Source organism: Flavobacterium azizsancarii (assembly GCF_027980145.1).
Classification (GTDB): domain Bacteria; phylum Bacteroidota; class Bacteroidia; order Flavobacteriales; family Flavobacteriaceae; genus Flavobacterium; species Flavobacterium azizsancarii.
Window position 1 is genome coordinate 140,880 of record NZ_JAMZNK010000006.1, and the last position, 20,095, is coordinate 160,974.

Consider the following 20,095-nt stretch of genomic DNA (forward strand, 5'->3'; position numbering starts at 1 on the left):
CAAATTAAAATCAATTTCCTCCAAAAAATCACCGTATGAAAAATCACTTCATAAAAATAAGTCTATACGCCTCACTCCTGTTTTTGATTACCAATTGTGCTACCAAAAAAAACACCACTGTTCCTGATGTTAAAAAAGACATCCTTCTACAAGATACTGTTGTTTACGTTCCTAAAAATAAATCAGAGAAAAAAACATTTTTCAAAGATTCTGATAAAGAAACCACCTGGGTTGACAGCATTTACAGTAAAATGTCTGTGCAGGAAAAAATTGGTCAGTTGTTCATGATCTCGGCCTATTCTAATAAAGATTCCCTGCATACAATTGAAATCAATAAGTTTGTTCAGGATTATAAAGTGGGCGGAGTAATTTTTTTTCAGGGTGGTCCGGTTCGTCAGGCAAGATTAACCAACCTGTATCAGTCGAAAGCAAAAGTCCCTCTATTTATAGGAATTGACGGTGAATGGGGATTGGGTATGCGTTTAGATTCGACTTATATTTATCCGTGGAATATGACTTTAGGTGCTATCCAGGATTTAAGTTTAATTGAAAATGTGGGAAGAAACATGGCCAATGAAGACAAACGAATCGGAATTCATTTCAACTTTGCCCCCGTTCTTGACATCAATACCAATCCTAAAAATCCTATTATTGGCAACCGTTCATTTGGCGAAGACAAAGTCAATGTCAGCAACAGAGCCATTGCCTTAATGAAAGGCGTGCAAAGTCAGGGGGTTTTTAGTACCGGAAAACATTTTCCCGGACATGGTGATACAGCAACAGATTCGCATAAAGCATTGCCTTTGATTACTTTTTCGAAAGAACGTCTTGAAATGGTCGAATTGTATCCGTACAAACAAATCTTCGATGAAGGTTTGGTATCTGTTATGGTTGCCCATCTTAATATTCCAAGCTTAGAACCCTTGCCCAATTATCCTTCTTCGGCTTCGTATAATGTTGTAACCAACCTGCTTCAAAAAGAATTAGGCTTTGAAGGGTTAATCTTTACAGATGGTCTTGCCATGAAAGGCGCCAGTAATTTTAAAGGTCCCGGAGATTTAGAAATCGCTGTAATTCTTGCCGGAAATGATATTTTGCTTTGTTCTGAAAATATCCCCGTAGCTTTCCAGAAACTGGAAGCTGCTTATAATGAAAACATCATTACTGAGGAACGTCTGGCACATTCCGTAAAAAAGATATTGCATTTTAAATTCAAAGCGGGATTAAACAAGTACAAACCCATTGCCATCAGCAATATTTATAATGACCTCAACCCACCGCAAAATGATGCTTTGCACTATAAGTTATATGAAAATGCAATTACTGTTCTAAAAAATGAAAAGGAAATACTGCCTGTCAAAAACTTAGACCAGAAAATTGCCTATGTAAAAATGGGAGAAGATGTAAACAGCACGTTTGTCACCACTCTAAAAAAATATACTGAAGTTACCGAAGTTTCAAACGCCAATATCGAAAGCCTTAATGACGAATTAAAAAAATACGATTTAGTCATCATAGGTTTCCACAAACTAAACAAACCGTGGGAAAAGCAAAATTTTACAGACGCTGAATTGATTCGTTTACAAGAAATTGCAAAACACAATAAAGTAATTCTCGATATTTTCACAAAGCCTTATTCCCTATTGCCAATTACAGATTTTGATGATATCGAAGGATTGGTAGTTTCGTACCAAAACTCGAATATCAGTCAGGTTGTTTCTGCCGAATTATTATTTGGAGCCATCCCGGCAAAAGGAAAATTACCGGTATCTATTAATAATTCCTTTCACGTAAATGATGGGTTATCAACAGAAAAATTAAACCGTCTTGCTTTTACTGCACCTGAAAATGTGGATATGAACCCAATGATTTTATCTAAAATTGATGCTATTGCCCAGAAAGCAATCGATGGCAAAATGGCTCCGGGAATGCAGGTACTTGTTGCCCGAAAAGGAAGCGTTATTTTCCAGAAATCCTATGGCAGCCAAACCTATGATAATACAAGGAAGGTGACTAACTCAGATTTATATGATGTTGCTTCGATTTCGAAAATGATTTCGACATTGCCTAACGTGATGCAATTATATGATAAAAACAAGGTAGAGCTGGACACAAAACTAAAAGACATGGTACCGCTTTTTGCTAAAACAAATAAAGCCGAAATCAGTTTCAAGGATTTACTCACCCATTATGCCGGACTTCAGGCTTGGATTCCGTTTTACAAAGCAACTCTTGACCATGAAGGAAAACCTTCTATAAAATATTACCGCAGCACAGCCGAATCTGACTTTTCTACTAAAGTTGCAGATGGTCTATATATTAGAAATGACTATCACGATACCATTATGAAAATCATTGCTGATAGTCCGTTATCCCTTAAAAAAGAATACAGATATAGTGATTTTACTTTTATCATCTTAAAAGAATATTTAGAAAAAAAGACGCATAAAAAATTAGAAGACCTGAGCCAGCAAAACTTTTACAGTACACTTGGGATGAATAATACGCTTTACAATCCGTTAGACAAATTTGAGAGAAGCAACATTGCTCCTACAGAAATCGACAACTATTTCAGACATCAGGTAATTCAGGGATATGTTCACGATATGGCAGCAGCAATGGAAGGCGGAGTTGCCGGTCACGCAGGGATTTTCTCTAATGCTATGGATGTTGCCAAAATGATGCAAATGTATTTACAAAAAGGAAATTACGGCAATAAACAATATTTCTCTGAACAGACCTTCAATGCTTTCAACACTTGTTATTATGCTGATAAAGGTGTTCAAAGAGGTTTAGGTTTTGATAAACGAACAGGTAAAGACGGCCCAACTTGTGCTTGCGTTTCTCCATCCAGTTTTGGTCACACCGGATTTACAGGAGATATAGCCTGGGTTGATCCTGAAACGGAAATTGTTTATGTCTTTTTATCCAATAGAACCTATCCGGGAAATAGTGATGACAATAAATTGGCAAAAGGAAAAATCCGCGAAGATATTCAGCAAATAATTCAGGATGCCATTATAAAATAAACCATACAAAAAGAAAACAGTTTTCTCTTTTTAAATAATTAACAAAACCAAAAAACAAACCAATGACAAAAGAACGTTTAATCTCGCTGGATGTATTTAGGGGATTCACCATTTTATTGATGACCATTGTCAACAATCCGGGAAGCTGGGCCTCTATTTATCCGCCTTTAGAACACGCAGAATGGCATGGCTGTACGCCTACCGATTTAGTTTTTCCTTTTTTTGTTTTTATAATGGGAACTGCAATCCCTTTTGCGATGCCAACAAAACATTTTGACTCTGGCGTTTTTAATAAAATTGTTGTGCGTTCTTTACGAATTTTCTGCCTGGGATTCTTTTTAGCTTTTTTTGGCCGATTCGAATTATTTGGTTTGGAAGGAATCCCTTTATTGATCGTTAGATTAATAATCACTTTTGCGGTAGCCTATGCTCTTTTAGGAAACTTTACTCTAAAAATTAAAACCTATCTCGTTTTCGCAATCTTCGCAATACTCTTATTTCTGGCCTACAGTAAAATCGAAGCCTATGAAGATGTAAGAATCCCGGGAGTTTTGCAACGAATAGGAATCGTGTATTTCTTTGCGTCTCTTTTATATCTTAAAACAAACCTGAAAACGCAGCTTATCGTTGTAGCTTCTATTTTAGTACTCTACTGGGTTCTGATGGCTTTTGTTCCTGTTCCGGGATTTGGTCCTGCTAATTTTGAAAAAGGAACTAATCTCGCTGCCTGGTTAGACAATGTACTTTTAAACGGACATTTATGGGGCGTTTCTAAAACCTGGGATCCCGAAGGAATTCTAAGCACTTTGCCGGCTATAGGAACCGGAATTCTGGGAATGTTTATTGGGCAAATACTAAACTTGCACATTAATAAGATCGAAATCGTAAAGAAATTAGCCATTACAGGAATTGCCTTAGTGATTACGGGTTTACTCTGGAACATCATATTCCCTATAAACAAATCGCTCTGGACAAGTTCTTATGTCTTGTACACGGCCGGAATTGCAACAATATGTTTAACAATACTGTATTACATAATAGACATCGCCAACTATAAAAAATGGACGAAACTGTTTTTGATCTGGGGCGTAAATCCTATGATTGTATTTTTCTTTTCGGGAATAATACCAAGGGTTATGAGTTATATTAAGGTTCAAAGCCCGGAAATAGCAACAGAACAAATCAATGTTCAAACCTTGATTTACAAATACGGAATTGCAACGTGTTTTGAAAATCCATTGAATGCATCTGTAGCTTATGCAATATCCTATGCGATATTTTGGTCTTGTATATTATGGGTATTTTATAAAAAGAAAATGATCTTTAAAGTATAGAACAGTAAGATTTTTGTTTTGCCACAACCCGAGCAACAGCGAACAGGCGAAGCAAATCACACAAGAAACTCCATAAAATAATGTCGTCGATCTTCTAGAGCTGCGCGTGTGATTAGAGCGCCACAACCGAACCCAGCGGGGGTGAAATATTTATCCATCAACTAAAAATCTATATATCGCTCCGATGGAGCTCTGATTGTACGCATTCCTATCATGCTACAAATAAATCGCTCCGATGGAGCTTTGATCTTAAGAATTTAAAAAACATATTTCTAATAAAAAATGGAATAATACCTCTTCTAGTATATTACCATTTTGAATATTTTGAGTCCCAGAGGGACGATATATTTATAGAAAATTATAGAGCGACCCAACAGAACCCCAGCGGGGTGATATATATAACCGTCAACTAAAAATCTATATGTCGCTCCGATGGAGCTCTGATTGCATGCATTCCTAACATGCTATAAATATATCGCTCCGATGGAGCTTTTACCTGAAGAATCAAAATAAATTTGATGAAATTATTTTAAAACCAAAAAGGCACTTCATAATGAAACGGCTTTTTGGTTGTTTGATTTCGGCTAAATAATTAACCAATATCACAACGCATAGTCGTAATGAGTTTTTTGAAACCTGCCTTTTCATATGCCTTAACTGCGGCTTCATTATCGTGATATACTTCGAGTCTGACCTCAGTGATTCCTTGCGATAAAACCCATTTTTTGAGATCGTTAAGCAAGAGATTACTAATTCCTTTTCCTCTAAATTCCGGGCTTACAAACATAAAACCCAGATAACCAAATAATTCATGTTTTTCGTATGCTTTCGCAGAGCGTATTTGAGCGTATCCGCAACCAATAATCTGATTATCATTATCCGCAACCAGAACTTCTGTTGCTTTATCTAATATCAGATCCTGTATATCATAGTAAAATATTTGTCCTTCTTTTAGTGTCGAATCAAATGGACGTTCAGCATCAACAAGACTTTGCAAAAATTCGGCTAATTGTGGCAAATCGGTATTTGTGGCGCGCCTGATAATGGTGTTATTCATAGTATATCTATCTTTTTAATATATAGAGCATTTTATTAAAATCAATCCTTTTTTACAGCAGTAACCATCATAAAAATTGGTCTTCTTAACTCGTCTTTCATTTCCGGATATTTTTCAATAATCTCATCTGATGATTTTGGTTCTGACAATTCCCGAATACTAAAATTAGCGTTGATTAAAGTATTTATGATACTTGCCATCGTTCGGTGATACTTGATTACCTGATGGCCTAAGAAATTCGTTTCTCTTATTCCCTCGTCCTGATAATTATCTATTGGCCAATGCAGCCTTTTGCCTTTTTCGTCCTTAAACCAGTCTTGTTCCGGTCTTGAAGTAAAAACAGGATGTTCTATTGAGAAAACAAAACTTCCTCCTTTTTTTAAGCATTGATTAATTTTGCGAAAAACAATATTCAAATCTTCTATGTAATGAAAAGTAAGTGAACTAAATACGATATCAAACTGCTCATTTTCAAACTCAATATCTTCAACTGGCATCTGATGGTATTCAATCGATAAATGTTTTGAGATTTCTTTTGCCTTATCAATCATCTTTTTTGACAAGTCAATTCCAATTACATTTTCGGCTCCCTGTTCCTTTGCATAAATACAATGCCAACCGTAACCACAACCCAGATCCAGAACATTTTTTCCCTGAAGATCTGGTAGCATTTTTTTTAAAACATGCCATTCTCCTGCTGAATTCAATCCGTCGACCGAACGGGGCATTTTGGCGTAATTTTCAAAAAAGTCTATATCGTCGTAAATATTTTGTTTCATTTCCTTATTTCTTATTCTTTAAACATATTCCCTTTGCTGAAGGGGTTTGATTTTTCATACAGCTACTTTACCGTAATAAAAATCCTAATAGTCCAAATATATAAAAAGTCATTTAAATCGATTCTATATTCTTTGCCTAAGTACTGTATTAAAACCTCCCGATTACATTCATCCCAAAACTTACAGATTTTTGTGATAATTTTTTTAATCTATTACCTAAATTTTTCTCGTCAACATTAAAAAAAAACGCATAAAATAATATATAATAATTTTATATATTCGTTAAAAAAAAGCTTTATCGCTGATACAGAGAAGTTAGAAAATAACAACTTCGTTTTTTCTGCAATTGTAATACATAATAATTGATATACTTATAAAAACTAAAAACTATGGAAAATAAAAAAGCACCTGTATTTACCTTTAGTATTCTAGCAATCATTTTAGGGGTAACATTGTACAAGCAATTCGACTTTAAAAATCTAACTTTTGAGAAACCGGCACTAGCAGTCGTCTATATAATTGTGTTTCTATTCTACGTTTTCGTTCTAATAAAGAACTTCACTAAACGATCTGAAAAATAAAAACCATTACTATCTTCTCAAAGTAAACCAAATCGATATTTTGTGTTGTCTTCATAAAACGAACCTCAGCTTAAATATTTTTTTTGCAGATTTAAATATTCTTCATACATTTGCAGACCAAACGGTCGGTTTAACATGAAAGACACAAAACAATATATTCTCGAGACAGCCTTTAATTTGTTTTTACAAAAGACATTTAAAGAAGTTACTATGAAAGAGATTGTAGAAGCAACAGCTTTATCAAAAGGTGCTTTCTATCATTATTTTTCGAGTAAAGAACAGCTATTTCGAGAGATTGTTGAAACGTATTACCTGACACAAATGTTAGATGGATATGAGCAATTTGATCAGAGTTCCTTAAAGGCTTTTTACAACGATTATCTGAACCACGCAGATAAAAAAGAAAATGCACGAAAAGAGGATAGCAATGTGAACAATTTTAGTTTGGTTTTTGAAGCAACAAGACTCTTTCCGGAAACAAAAGCAAAGTTTGCAGAAAACGACAGAATCGAAACAAAAATATGGTCGACAGTAATAGCCAATGCAAAAAAAAGCAAGGAAATTAAGTCTGAAATGAGCGATGAAGATATCGCAAAAATTTTTCTGTTTTCAGTCGATGCAACCAGCCTACGTTTGTTAATGCTTGAAGAAAATAACAATAGAAAAACGGTTAAAAAACAACTTAGTAGCTTTTGGAATAGTTTTTATAACCAAATAAAAATTTGATTTTTTAAGCAACACATCTTCCCTCACGATATTCTATAAATAACAAATCTCATAATTTTTTAACGAAGTAAAATGAAAGTTTGTCCTGAATGAACTCTAATCTTTTTTAAACACAAACAAACCAAACGGTCGGTTTAAAACAACTAGTTACCTGCCAATAATAAAACCTTAAAACAATAATTAAAAATGAAATCAAAAAAATATATCTTTTGGATCATCATATTGATCGTCCTGCTAAATTCTATCGGAATGTCTATTGTACTTCCTCTTTTGCCTTTTATAGTGGGCAAATATCTTCCGTCTCAACAGATTGTTCTGGGCATGAGTATTCTATTATCCGTGTTTGCAGCCTGCACTTTTTTTGCTGCACCCATTTTTGGAGCTTTAAGCGACAGATACGGACGAAAAAACATTCTGGTAATTAGTTTACTGGGGTCTGTAATTGGCTACATTTTATTTGGAATTGGCGGTGCTTTATGGATCCTCTTCCTCGGACGCATTATTGACGGACTTACAGCGGGAAATATAAGTATCTTATTTGCTTATATAGCTGATACTACTGAACCAAAGGAGCGAACCAAATGGTTTGGTTACATAGGCTCTGCTATGGGAATAGGAAAATTGGGTGGTCCGGCTTTAGGAGGATTATTGGGGAGCATTTCTCTTGCATTGCCTTTCTTTGTTACTGCCGCATTGATATTTGTTTCTGGTGTGGCTACCTATTTTTTGCTGCCTGAATCTCTGGCCCCTGAAAAAAGGACAACCCATTTAACCTTAAACAGTTTCAATGTCTTTTCGCATTTTAAAGATATCTTCAAATTAAAAGAAGTCAAATTACTTCTTATTTTGGGAATACTTTTTTATGCTGCCCTGGGTATTTTCCAGTTTAATTTCACCATTTTCCTGAAAGATATTTATAAATGGGGACCTGCTTTTATTGGGACGTTATTGACGCTGGTTGGTATCTGCGAAATTTTTTCCCGCGCAGTATTATTACCTTGGTTATTGAAACGTTTTAACGAAAGAACTATTGGAATTGCCGGTTTAGTTGGTTTTGGGATTGGTTTAGGTCTAATTCTGCTAAGTATATTTATACCTTCAGTAATCCTAATTGCACTGGCTGTAATCTTTGTCATTACAGGCGAAGGCTTATTTGATCCCACATACAATGCCAGATTATCACAATCAATTGACGAAAGCCAACAAGGTAAATTACAAGGTGTGAACCAAAGCTTACAATCGGCAAATAATGTGATTATGCCACTACTTGCAGCTGCCATTTACTTTTATAGTCCGGCTTCGTTGTACGCAACTGCAACTGGTATTGTAGTTCTGACCGTTATTGTATTCGCCAAATATATACCTAAAAGAAAATCGGCTTGAGCAACCAAATGATATTCTTGTGAATTATTATCTTACTTCAAAAAAGAATCTGCATCAATTAGTTTATTTCCTGTGTCATCATAAACAGCATAATTAAAACCGCTCTGAATACAATAAGAACCATACTCTCCTGCTTTGTTCAGGGCAATAAAACCTACCTGAATATCTTTTAAATCTTTCTTTCTGTTTTGGGTCAGTTTTATAATTCTGGCAACGGCTTCTTCACAGGCCTTTTGAGGCGATTTGCCTTGTCGCATCAATTCTACAACGAGATGACAACCTGAAATACGAATCACTTCTTCGCCATGTCCTGTGGCTGTTGCGGCTCCAATCTCATTATCGACATATAAACCTGCTCCTATAATTGGAGAATCTCCTACGCGACCGTGCATCTTAAAAGCCATTCCGCTTGTAGTACACGCGCCCGAAAGATTTCCGTTGGCATCAAGAGCAATCATACCAATTGTATCGTGATTTTCGATATTGGCAATGGGTTTGTATTTACTGTCTTTCAGCCATTCTTTCCATTCTTTTTCTGATTCTTCTGTTAGCAGATTTTCTTTTTTAAAACCTTGTTCCAATGCAAACTGCAAAGCTCCGTCTCCTACCAACATTACATGAGGCGTTTTTTCCATTACGGCTCTGGCAACCGCTATGGGATGTTTTATGTATTCCAGACAAGCAACTGAACCTATATTAGCATTTTCGTCCATGATACAGGCATCTAACGTTACACGACCATCTCTGTCCGGACGTCCGCCATAACCTACACTTCTTTCTTTGGGATCACCTTCCGGAATTTTAACTCCTGCTTCGACAGCATCAAGTGCGCTTCCGTTCTTTTTTAAAACTTCCCAGGCAGCTTCGTTTGCGGGAATCCCAAATCGCCATGTCGAAAGTACAATGGGTTTATTTCCTTTCTTTGCAACGAATACCTTTTCTTCTTCATGATCTGAATTAAAAGATTGCAATGCAACAGCGACTGAAGCGATTGCTGCTGTTTTTATAAAATTTCTGCGATTTGAATTTGTCATATCTAATATTTTGTTTGCCACAGATTAAAGGATTCTAAATGATTTTTAATCTGTAACAAAATTTATCAACCTATCTCAGTATGATACTATTTCCACATTAAAATAAAATCAGGTAAATTTTCAACAATGATTTTGAGCCAATTTTTCTTTTTACTTGTCATATTCGTTTTTTCCATTAAAAATGTTATTTACTAACCGTAGATTAAAACAATTATAAAAAATAATCTGTAAAAATCTTTTTATCTGTGGCAAAAATATATTTTCAATGTAAATTTATAAAAATCTACGATTTATAAAGCAAACTTGTAGCACCTAATAAAGCTGCGATTTCATTATCTTTAGAAATAGCAACTGTTACATTGCTACCTGCTTCTTTTATTTTTTTGTTGAAAACCGGTAAGAAAAACTCACTGGCATTTGCTATTTTTCCACCAATAATAAAACTATCAGCAGAGAAATTTTCTAACCACGGAAGCACAATTGCAGCCAAATCTTCTCCCATTGCTTCAAAGACTTTTATCGCCATTTCATCTCCCGTTTTAGCAAGATTAAAAAGCTCTAATCCATTATTTATTTTTTTTCCGCTTAAAGTGAAATAACCCGCGATAAGTCCGCGTGCTGAAACATAATCTTCGGCAATTCCTTCTTTGTACGGAAGGTCGTATATTTCTGCGTCTTTTGGTACTGAAATCCCTGTACTAATCGATTCTCCTTTGTCTATAAAGCAAGCTCCAAGTCCTGTGCCTAATGTGATTGCCATGACTTTTTTAGAAAGATTATCAGCGTTTTTAAAAACTTCTCCTTTACCAAAACAAACTGCATCATTTTCGAAAAAAATCGGAAAATCGTTTGAAAGATTTAATTTTTCCTGAAACAAATCGCGAACATTCAATCCATAAAAATGTTCGTATTTCGATTGTCCTTTTATCCAGCAAACTCCATTAGTATAATCAAACGGTCCAGGCATGCAAACGGCTAATCCTGTTGTGTTTTCTACTTTAGAATTTTCGATAGCAGTTTGTATGGCTTTTTCCCAAATAGTCATCACTTCTTGCACGGGCAAATTAGAATCGAACGACTCTTTGTGCAGCGAAAAATCAATCACTTTCATGTCTGTTATATCAATAACCGCTGCAGTAATATGTGTGCCACCAATGTCTAATCCAACGGCATATTCTTTATTCATTCTTTTGTATTTTGGAATTTTTGAATCATTAAGAGATTAATTGAATCTGGCTTTTAGGGCTGAATTAATACCTAACAGGTTTTAAAAACCTGTTAGGATAATTAATCTCTTAATGGTAAATTTATTTTAGATGTTTTTGTCTTTTAAAATCTGCGGATAATGAATGCTGGTGTGCATGATCATTTCTCCAAATAATGTATTTGCCCAAGCGAACCATTTTCTTGTAAACTTTGTTACATCGTCTTTATGGAATGACTCGTGCATAAATCCTGTATCGGCATTTGTTTTGATCAGGGTGCTAATACATGCTTCTATTTCTTTTTCGTCTACACTGGTAATCGCTCTTAAAACAATACTCATTGGCCAGATCGTATCTGTTCCGGTATGTGGTCCTCCAACTCCTTCGCCTGCTTTTCCTTTATAGAAAAACGGATTGTTTTCTGAAAGCACTACTTTTCTCGTATTCAAATATAGTTGATTGTCCGGTTCAACTGCACCTAAATACGGCAATGATAATAATGAAGGTACATTGGCATCATCCATCATGTGGAAACTACCGTAACCGTTCACCTCAAAAGCAATGATTTTTCCGAATTTCGGATGATCTATAATTCCGTTTTCTTCTAGTCCTTTCTGAACCTGTCCTTGCAATTCTTTTGCTTTAGCGACTAAGTTATCATCTTTTAATGCTGGCAAAGAAAAAATTTCCTGAAGATATCCAAGTACTTCAATGGCAAACATATTACTCGGAATTAAATATCCAAATAAAGTACTGTCATCACTTGGTCTAAAAGTCGAAACGATTAATCCGCATGGTTTTACCGGATATCCGTAGCCGCTTAATGGCACACCATCTGTAGCCCAAGCTGTAACTCTCTGAAAATTGTATGGTCCTTTATCCGTCCATCGCTGTTGCTCTTTGAAAGTTTGCAATACCAAAAGCATTGCTTCTTTCCACTTACTGTCGAACAAACTGATATCTCCGGTTTCTTTCCAATATCCGTGCGCCAGTCTTATTGGGTAACACAAACTATCGATTTCCCATTTGCGTTCGTGGATACCAGGCTGCATTTTGGTCATGTCATTTTTCCACTCGCTTACCTGATTAAAATCTTTATAAAAAGCATTCGCATAAGGATCAAGCAAAATACATTTGGTCTGGCGGTTGATTACTCCTTTTACCAATTCAGCCAGTTTTTTATCTTCTTTTACAAACGGAATATACGGCCATATTTGTGCTGTACTATCACGAAGCCACATGGCATCGATATCTCCTGTAATGACATACGTATCCGGTTTTCCGTCGATGATTTCAAAATCGACTGTGGTATCTAATGTATTTGGAAAACAGTTTTCGAATAACCACGCCAATTCCGGGTTTGCGATTTGTTTTTTGATTCTTACGATTGCAGCTTCGATTGCTTTACTCGTAAATTTTCTCTCAGCTAAAGGTGGTCTTTTGGTAATAAAATCTTTTAAGGCAAAATTGAAAACATCTGACTGCATTCCGAAAACATCGGTTTGAAGTGCCAATAATCCTGCTGAAAAAATCCCTGTGTTTTTTATAAATTTTCTACGTGAATTCATAATATTATTTTGAGGTTGAGTAAGAATATGGAAAGGCACTTGATGAAGTTCCTCTTTGTAAATTAGGCTGACTGTTCATGTCAAAATTCAATTCGCCACCTTTTAAGATATCAAAATGATTGATATAATTTTTGGTATGCGTTGCATTGTTCCATTTTAATTCCTGAACATACTTATTAGTTTCCGAATTATTTGGTGCATTTATAACCAATTGTTTTCCGTTTTCTAACTGTACAGTTACTTTTTTAAATAGCGGAGCACCAAGAACATATTCATCTGTTCCGGGACAAACTGGATAGAATCCCATTGCTGAAAAAACATACCAGGCCGAAGTTTGTCCGTTATCCTCATCTCCGCAATATCCATCCGGAGTTGGTTTGTACAAACGGTTCATTACTTCTCTTGACCAATATTGTGTTTTCCAGGGTTCACCTGCATAATTATACAAATAAATCATATGTTGAATAGGCTGATTTCCGTGTGCATATTGTCCCATGTTCATGATTTGCATTTCGCGGATTTCATGAATAACTGCGCCGTAATAACTATCATCAAAAATTGGCGGAGTCGTAAAAACAGCATCTAATTTAGCCGTGAATTTTTTCTGACCTCCCATTAAATCAATCAAACCATTGATGTCATGAAAAACACTCCAGCTGTAATGCCACGCATTTCCTTCGGTAAAAGCATCTCCCCATTTAAACGGATTAAAGTTTTTTGGAAAACTTCCGTCTTTATTTCTACCGCTCATCAGGCCAATTTCAGGATTATAAAGATTCTTATAATTCATCATTCGTTTTTCGAATAAGCTGATTTCTTTTTTCGGGCGGTTTAAGGCTTTCGCCAATTTCCAGATCGTAAAATCATCGTAGGCATATTCTAATGTTCTTGCAGCATTTTCATTGATTTTTACATCATAAGGAACATATCCTAAAGTGTTATAATACTCTACTCCTTTTCTCCCCACAGCATCTAATGGTCCTTCGTTATTGGCTCCGTGCAGCAAGGCTTCATATAATTTGTTGATATCGTATCCTCGCAATCCTTTTATATAAGCATCCGCAACTACAGATGCCGAATTGTTCCCTACCATTACATCTCTAAATCCGGGACTTGACCATTCCGGCAAGAAACCGCCTTCTTTATAATCGTTGATTAATCCTTCCTGCATTTCTTTATTGATAGAAGGGTAAACTAAATTTAGTAAAGGATATAAAGCGCGGAACGTATCCCAAAAACCAGTTCCTGCAAACATATAACCCGGCAATACTTTCCCATTATATGGGCTATAGTGTACCGTTTTTCCGTTGGCATCTATTTCATATTGTTTCTGAGGAAAACAAACAGTACGATATAAGCTGGAATAAAATGTTTTTAACTGTTCATCGCTGCCACCTTCGGCAGTTAATTTTCCTAAAACTTTATTCCATTCTTTTTTAGATTCAGCTACAGTTTCATTAAAGGAAGCTTTTCCTAATTCAGTGGCTAAATTCAACTCCGCTTGTTCTGCACTAATAAAAGAAGAAGAAACTTTTACGTTTACTATTTCTCCTCTTTTAGTTTTAAAACCTACAACTGCACCAACATGATTGTCTGTTAACTCTAGTTTGTCTTTTTCTAAAACTTTATCATGCCATGTATAATTGGTTGCAAATGGCTTATCGAATTGCAATACAAAATAGTTTCTGAAATTCTGAGGAACTCCACCACTATTACGGGTTGTATAACCAATAATTTTATTTTCTGACGGAATAATTTTGATATAGGAACCTTTATCAAAAGCATCAATTACGATTGAAGATTGTTCGTTTTCCGGGAATGTAATCTGAAAATGTGCTGCTCTTTCTGTAGCTGTAATTTCGGTCGTCACATCATAATCAGCAAGATATACGCTGTAATAATATGGTTTTGAAACCTCAGCTTTATGGCTGAACCAACTTCCTCTTTCGTCTTCGGCAAAACTTAGTTTACCAGTAACCGGCATGATCGAAAACTGTCCGTAATCGTTCATCCAGGGCGAAGGCTGGTGTGTTTGTTTGAATCCTCTAATCTTTTCTGCGGTATAAACATACGCCCATCCGTCGCCCATCTTTCCGGTTTGAGGTGTCCAGAAATTCATTCCCCAAGGTCGGCAAATTGCTGGATACGTATTTCCGTTAGAAAGACTATGCAACGATTGTGTCCCCATTAAAGGATTTACATATTCTACAGGATCTATCGTTTTTACTTGTGCATTTGCAAAAACGCAACAATGTAGTAGCCCTAAAAAAATTAAACTCTTTATTTTCATATTCTTATTTATTATCCTGACAGGTTTTGAAAACCTGTTAGCTATTATGTATTTATTCTAAAATCTGAATCTCGATAAGCTTTGTCAAAGTTCGAAACTTTGACAAAGCTGGCGTAAACCTGAAATCTTAAATTATACCTAACAGGTTTTGAAAACCTATTAGGAAACTGAAAACTAATTTTAAACTTTGACAAAACTGGCGTAAACCTCAAATCTTAAATTATACCTAACAGGTTTTGAAAACCTGTTAGGAAACTGAAAACTAATTTTAAACTTTGACAAAACTGGCGTAAACCTGAAAACTTAAACTGTATCTAACAGGTTTTGAAAACCTGTTAGGAAACTGAAAACTAATTTTAAACTTTGAAACAACTGGCGTAAACCTCAAATCTTAAATTATACCTAACAGGTTTTGAAAACCTGTTAGGAAACTGAAAACTGCGACTGAAAACTAAAAACTCCCTAAAGCGGTCTATCTTCTTTTTTCACTCCAAAAGTTGTCGATGGTTTGCTTCCCATATACAATTTTAATTCGCCTCCTTTTACAATCATATCATGTGTAATGTATGATTTTGTATAAGGTTTTCCGTTGTATTCTGCTTTTTGAATGTAGATATTGGTTTTACTATTGTTTATTGCATTCAATGTAAACGAAATACCTTCTTTATGATGAATTGTAGCTGTATTTACAATTGGACTTCCCAAAATATAAACTCTATTTGCAGGATTAACGGAATAGAATCCCATTGAAGAGAAAATATACCAAGCCGACATTTGTCCTAAATCTTCATTTCCACATAATCCGTCTGGTTTTGTAGAGTAGAATTTATCATCAATTTCACGGATTAGTTTAGCCGTTTTCCAAGGCTGTCCTGCGAATGCATACAAATAAGGAATATGATGGTTTGGCTCATTTCCTTGTGCATATTGACCAATTAATCCACTAATATCCGGTGAAATTTCTTCACCTTCTACTTTATCTGTGATTAGGAAAAGTGAATCTAATTTGGCTAAGAATTTATCTTCGCTTCCAAATAATTCAATCAAACCGTGAGGATCCTGAGGAACTAACCAAGTGTATTGCCACGCATTTCCCTCTACATAATCGTCTTTACGATGGGCGGATGAAAGCGGATTAAATGGTGTTCTCCAATTTCCGTCTGTCAATTTACCTCTCATGAATGTCGTTTCTTTATCAAAATAAAGTTTGTACAAATTGGCTCTTTTGGTAAAATAATTATAATCGTCTGTCTTATTCAAATCTTTAGCCATTAGTGCAATACAATAATCATCTATTGCATATTCTAAAGCATTACCAACTGATTCTAACAATTTATCAGCAGGAATGTATTCTAGTTTTTGAACATAATCCATTCCTTCACGTGTTTGCATGGCAGTTTTTTTGATTGCTTCATACGCCAATGCTACATCATAATCTCTGTATCCTTTCATATAGGCATCTACAATAACAGCGATCGAGTGATTCCCATTCATGGTATTGGTTTCGTTCCCCATCAAATGCCAAACCGGTAATCTTCCTTGCTGTTGGTAGATGGCTAAAAATGATTTAACAATATCATTGATTTTATCGGGATGAGTGATGGTATATAAAGGATGTAAAGCACGGTAGGTATCCCAAAGCGAAAAAGTCGTATAGTTGGTAAATCCTGCTTTTTCGTATACTTTTTTATCTGTTCCTCTGTAATCTCCGTTTACATCATTAAAAATTGAAGGTGCAAACATGGTATGATACATGGCAGTGTAAAAAACTTTCATCGTTTTATCATCTCCTTTTATCTGAATCTTATTTAATTCTTTGTTCCATTTTGAAGTGGCTTCTTTTACTACAGCATTAAAATCCCAACCTGGAATTTCAGCTTTGATATTGGCAGCAGCATTCTCATAACTTACAGGAGAAATTCCGACTTTTACTAAAACTTGTTTGTTTTTTAAAGTTGCAAAATCCAAAACAGCTTTCATTCTTACCGCTTCACCTTCATTTCCCGCAACAACAGTTATACTGTCGTATAAAGCCATTTTAGAAATTGGCTCTGAGAATTCCATAGTAAAAAAGACACGTTGGTCAGTTGCCCAACCTGTAGAATAACGATATCCTGCAAGGGTGGTTGCGTTTATTTTTTTGATAAAAGTTTTTACCGGTTTGTCCCAGCCTATACCGTCTGCAAGATCCAATAAAACGTGATTATCTGTAGTAGTATTAAAAGTATATTTATGAAAACCAACTCTTTCGCTCGCTGTCAATTCAGCTTTGATTTTGTATTTGTCAAGCAAAACACTGTAATATCCCGCTTTCGTTACTTCATTTTTATGAGAGAAATAGGAACCATAACCCGTTGCCATATCTTCTTTTGTTCCTTTGGTAAGCGGCACTTTTCCTGATACCGGCAATAACAAAATATCATTTAAATCTCCGATTCCTGTTCCGCTTAAGTGCGTGTGTGTAAAACCTAATATGGTATTACTGGCATAGTTGTATCCGCTGCACCAATCCCAGCCTTCAAAAACATTTACCGGTCCTAATTGCACTGCTCCAAAAGGAACATTGGCTCCCACAAATACGTGACCATGACCTGCAGATCCTATATATGGATTTACATATTGGGTATAATCTATATTGTTTTGTTTTACTTTCTTTTCCTGCGAAATGACAGGATTGGCAAAAAACAGGTTTAAAGCACAGATTCCGCTAAAAACTATTTTGTTATATTTTGTAAACATATTTTTTTATTTGATTTGTTGAATGGGCCACGGATGATACGGGTTAAACTGATTTACACGGATTTTTTTTAATCTTTGAGTCTGAAAAATTAATCGCAGAGCACAATCCTGATAGTTATTGGGATATGCAAGGGCCACAAGGAGACGCACTGCTGTGCGCCTCTACGGAAAACCTTTGAACCTTGTTTTATTCATAATACAAGAAACCTTTGTCCCTTTGAACCTTTGAACCTTTGAACCTTTGTTCCTTTGTTCCTTTGTTCCTTTGTTCCTAAAAAAACTTAGTACCTCTTTAAAACATTATACAGAGAATAAACTTTTACTTCCGGCTTTGCAATTTTCCCTTCGAACGTAATTGTTTTTTCTTCGCCTGCTTTTAAATCCATGTAATTATCGCTCCATTTTCCGGTATACCCTTTTATGGAAACGTTTACATATTTGGCAAATTTTGAAGCTTTTAAAATCAGTTTATTTCCTTGTACTTTCCATGTGATTTGTGGGTCTTCGAGTTTTAAATCTATCGGACGTGTCAAATCAATTTCGGGAGTTTTATCATCACGATACGCTTCTTTCATGGCGTACCAGGCTGCTTTGGGCTGACGATCATAATAATCGGTTACGCTCCAGCTTGCTACCGGCCAGCAATCATTAAGTTGCCAAACCAATGTTCCCATATTATAAGGTGCTTTTGAACGGTGAATTCCTATAATATTTTTAAGCGAATAATATTGTAAACATTGTGTGAGGTATGAATAATCCTCAACATTCATTTTCTTTATTTTGGTTGAATCAATGAAATATCTGTTCAGATAAGAATCTAATTTCATGAATCCTTTTCCGGCTTTTTGATGTGCCTGCAAAATATCCGAATATAAATAGCGGTCTTCCGGTAAAGTAAATTTTTCGATCGAAGAATATGTTGGCATTGCCTGCATTCCGTATTCGCTCACAAAACGACCTGTTTTTTTCTGCACGGCTTCTACATCTTCTAATCCCCACCAGGTTCCCCAATAGTGACTGTCTCCCTCAGTAAGGCTTTTTTCTTTTGACCAGTGAAATAATGGTGACGAACTGATATACGGTCTTTTGTTATCGACTTCTTTTACCCATTTTGGAATACTATCCTGAAACAAACGAACATAGTCTTTCCATAAACGAGTTGAATCCTGCTTGGACATGTTCATGCTTTTTTGCCAGCCCCAGCTTTTAAATGCTTCATCGATTTCATTATTACCACACCATAAAACAATACTTTTATGATGGCGTAAACGTTTTACCTGATACTGAACTTCTTTTTTTACATTATCAAAAAAAGCATCATCTCCAGGTACCATTGTTCCGGCAAACATAAAATCCTGCCAGACATAGATTCCGTTTTTATCGCATAGATCATAAAAATAATCGTCTTCATAAATTCCTCCACCCCAAACACGAAGCATATTCATATTGGCGTCTTTGGCCATTCCAATTACTTTTTCGTATTCTTTTTTGGTTACTCTTGAAAGAAATGCATCTGACGGGATATAATTGGCCCCTTTCATGTAAACCGGTTTTCCATCGATTTTAAAATAAAATGTTTTACCCAAATTATCCGGTTGTTGTACCAACTCGATTTTGCGATCTAAAACATAAGGTTTCTCAGGAGCTTTTGTATCATAAGCTTCTAATCGTGGTGTTTTCCAGATGCCGCAAGTGGTAAATTTTGGTCCCCAATCCCATCCAAAATGATATTGCGCTTTACGCACATAAGCACGGGGATTATCCGGAATTACAAACGGAAAATCTTTCTTGGCAAGTGAATCCACTACATTCTGTGCCGATTTAAAAACGATAACCAAATCATTATTTCCTGATTTAATTAGTTTTTTTACATCAACTCTCCATTGACGGAACATATTATCGGCTTTTAAAACCAATTGATTGTTCAGGTAGACTGTTGCGTACGTATCCAAACCATCAAAGACCAGTTCGGCGTTTTTCTTTTTTAATGTTGCCGGAGTAACCTGAAAAGTAGTTTTATATTCCCAGTCTTTCTTTTCGATCCATTCCAGTTTTTTTTCATTATCTCTGTAAAATGGATCCGGTATTAATTTGTTGTTCAACAAATCAGTATGTATTTCTCCGGGAACTGTGGCAGGGTGCCATTTTTCAGTTTTCGTTTCGCGATACTGCCATCCGGTTTTCAAATCTGTATTTTGGGCATTTGCCGCCAATGAAAAATTGGCGAGACAAATACCGACAAACCAATAAAATCTTTTTTTATACTCCATATTTACTGAATAATAAATTACTGTATTTTTCAATTCTGTCGCTGGCAGTGTGAGAAGGATAACCGATTATCTCTATTATTGCCTTCTCGTTTTAGGGTGT

12 protein-coding genes are annotated in these 20,095 nt (G+C 35.6%); 4 read left to right on the forward strand and 8 right to left on the reverse strand.

Annotated elements, in window-relative coordinates; translation table 11 throughout:
- The first annotated feature begins 35 nt into the window (after positions 1-35).
- Both NJT12_RS06020 and NJT12_RS06025 read left to right on the forward strand, forming a co-directional pair.
- Positions 36-3,029 (forward strand): serine hydrolase domain-containing protein, encoded by a 2,994-nt coding sequence (locus NJT12_RS06020; RefSeq protein ID WP_271334982.1) that lies wholly within the window; start codon positions 36-38, stop codon positions 3,027-3,029.
- A gap of 62 nt (positions 3,030-3,091) precedes the next feature.
- Positions 3,092-4,363 (forward strand): acyltransferase family protein, encoded by a 1,272-nt coding sequence (locus NJT12_RS06025; protein WP_271334983.1) that lies wholly within the window; start codon positions 3,092-3,094, stop codon positions 4,361-4,363.
- A 592-nt stretch (positions 4,364-4,955) separates the two neighbouring features.
- Here the strand turns inward: NJT12_RS06025 and NJT12_RS06030 are convergent.
- Both NJT12_RS06030 and NJT12_RS06035 read right to left on the reverse strand, forming a co-directional pair.
- Positions 4,956-5,420: a GNAT family N-acetyltransferase gene (locus NJT12_RS06030; protein WP_271334984.1), complete on the reverse strand. Its 465-nt coding sequence runs from the start codon at positions 5,418-5,420 to the stop codon at positions 4,956-4,958.
- A 41-nt stretch (positions 5,421-5,461) separates the two neighbouring features.
- Positions 5,462-6,199, reverse strand: a complete 738-nt coding sequence (locus tag NJT12_RS06035; protein WP_271334985.1) for a class I SAM-dependent methyltransferase — start codon at positions 6,197-6,199, stop codon at positions 5,462-5,464.
- 716 nt (positions 6,200-6,915) lie between these two features.
- Between NJT12_RS06035 and NJT12_RS06040 the strand changes: the two genes are divergently transcribed.
- Positions 6,916-7,506, forward strand: coding sequence for a TetR/AcrR family transcriptional regulator (locus NJT12_RS06040; protein WP_271334986.1), 591 nt, complete (start codon positions 6,916-6,918; stop codon positions 7,504-7,506).
- 186 nt (positions 7,507-7,692) lie between these two features.
- Positions 7,693-8,889 carry an MFS transporter gene (locus NJT12_RS06045; protein WP_271334987.1) on the forward strand — a complete coding sequence of 399 codons (1,197 nt, stop codon included), beginning with the start codon at positions 7,693-7,695 and terminating at the stop codon, positions 8,887-8,889.
- A gap of 32 nt (positions 8,890-8,921) precedes the next feature.
- Here the strand turns inward: NJT12_RS06045 and NJT12_RS06050 are convergent, their stop codons facing one another.
- The 6 genes from NJT12_RS06050 to NJT12_RS06075 form a co-directional block, all read right to left on the reverse strand.
- A complete protein-coding gene (locus NJT12_RS06050; RefSeq protein WP_271334988.1) occupies positions 8,922-9,923 on the reverse strand; it encodes an isoaspartyl peptidase/L-asparaginase family protein in 1,002 nt (333 codons plus the stop codon).
- Between the two features lie 283 nt (positions 9,924-10,206).
- Positions 10,207-11,109: an ROK family protein gene (locus NJT12_RS06055; protein ID WP_271334989.1), complete on the reverse strand. Its 903-nt coding sequence runs from the start codon at positions 11,107-11,109 to the stop codon at positions 10,207-10,209.
- Between the two features lie 126 nt (positions 11,110-11,235).
- Entirely contained in the window at positions 11,236-12,696 is a 1,461-nt protein-coding gene (locus NJT12_RS06060; RefSeq protein WP_271334990.1) for a glycoside hydrolase family 125 protein, read from the reverse strand.
- Positions 12,697-12,700: 4 nt separating this feature from the next.
- Complete coding sequence (locus tag NJT12_RS06065) at positions 12,701-14,986, reverse strand: GH92 family glycosyl hydrolase (RefSeq protein WP_271334991.1); 2,286 nt, start codon at positions 14,984-14,986, stop codon at positions 12,701-12,703.
- Positions 14,987-15,448: 462 nt separating this feature from the next.
- Complete coding sequence (locus NJT12_RS06070) at positions 15,449-17,725, reverse strand: GH92 family glycosyl hydrolase (protein ID WP_271334992.1); 2,277 nt, start codon at positions 17,723-17,725, stop codon at positions 15,449-15,451.
- A 281-nt stretch (positions 17,726-18,006) separates the two neighbouring features.
- Positions 18,007-19,995, reverse strand: coding sequence for a beta-mannosidase (locus NJT12_RS06075; RefSeq protein WP_271334993.1), 1,989 nt, complete (start codon positions 19,993-19,995; stop codon positions 18,007-18,009).
- Positions 19,996-20,095: the final 100 nt, after the last annotated feature.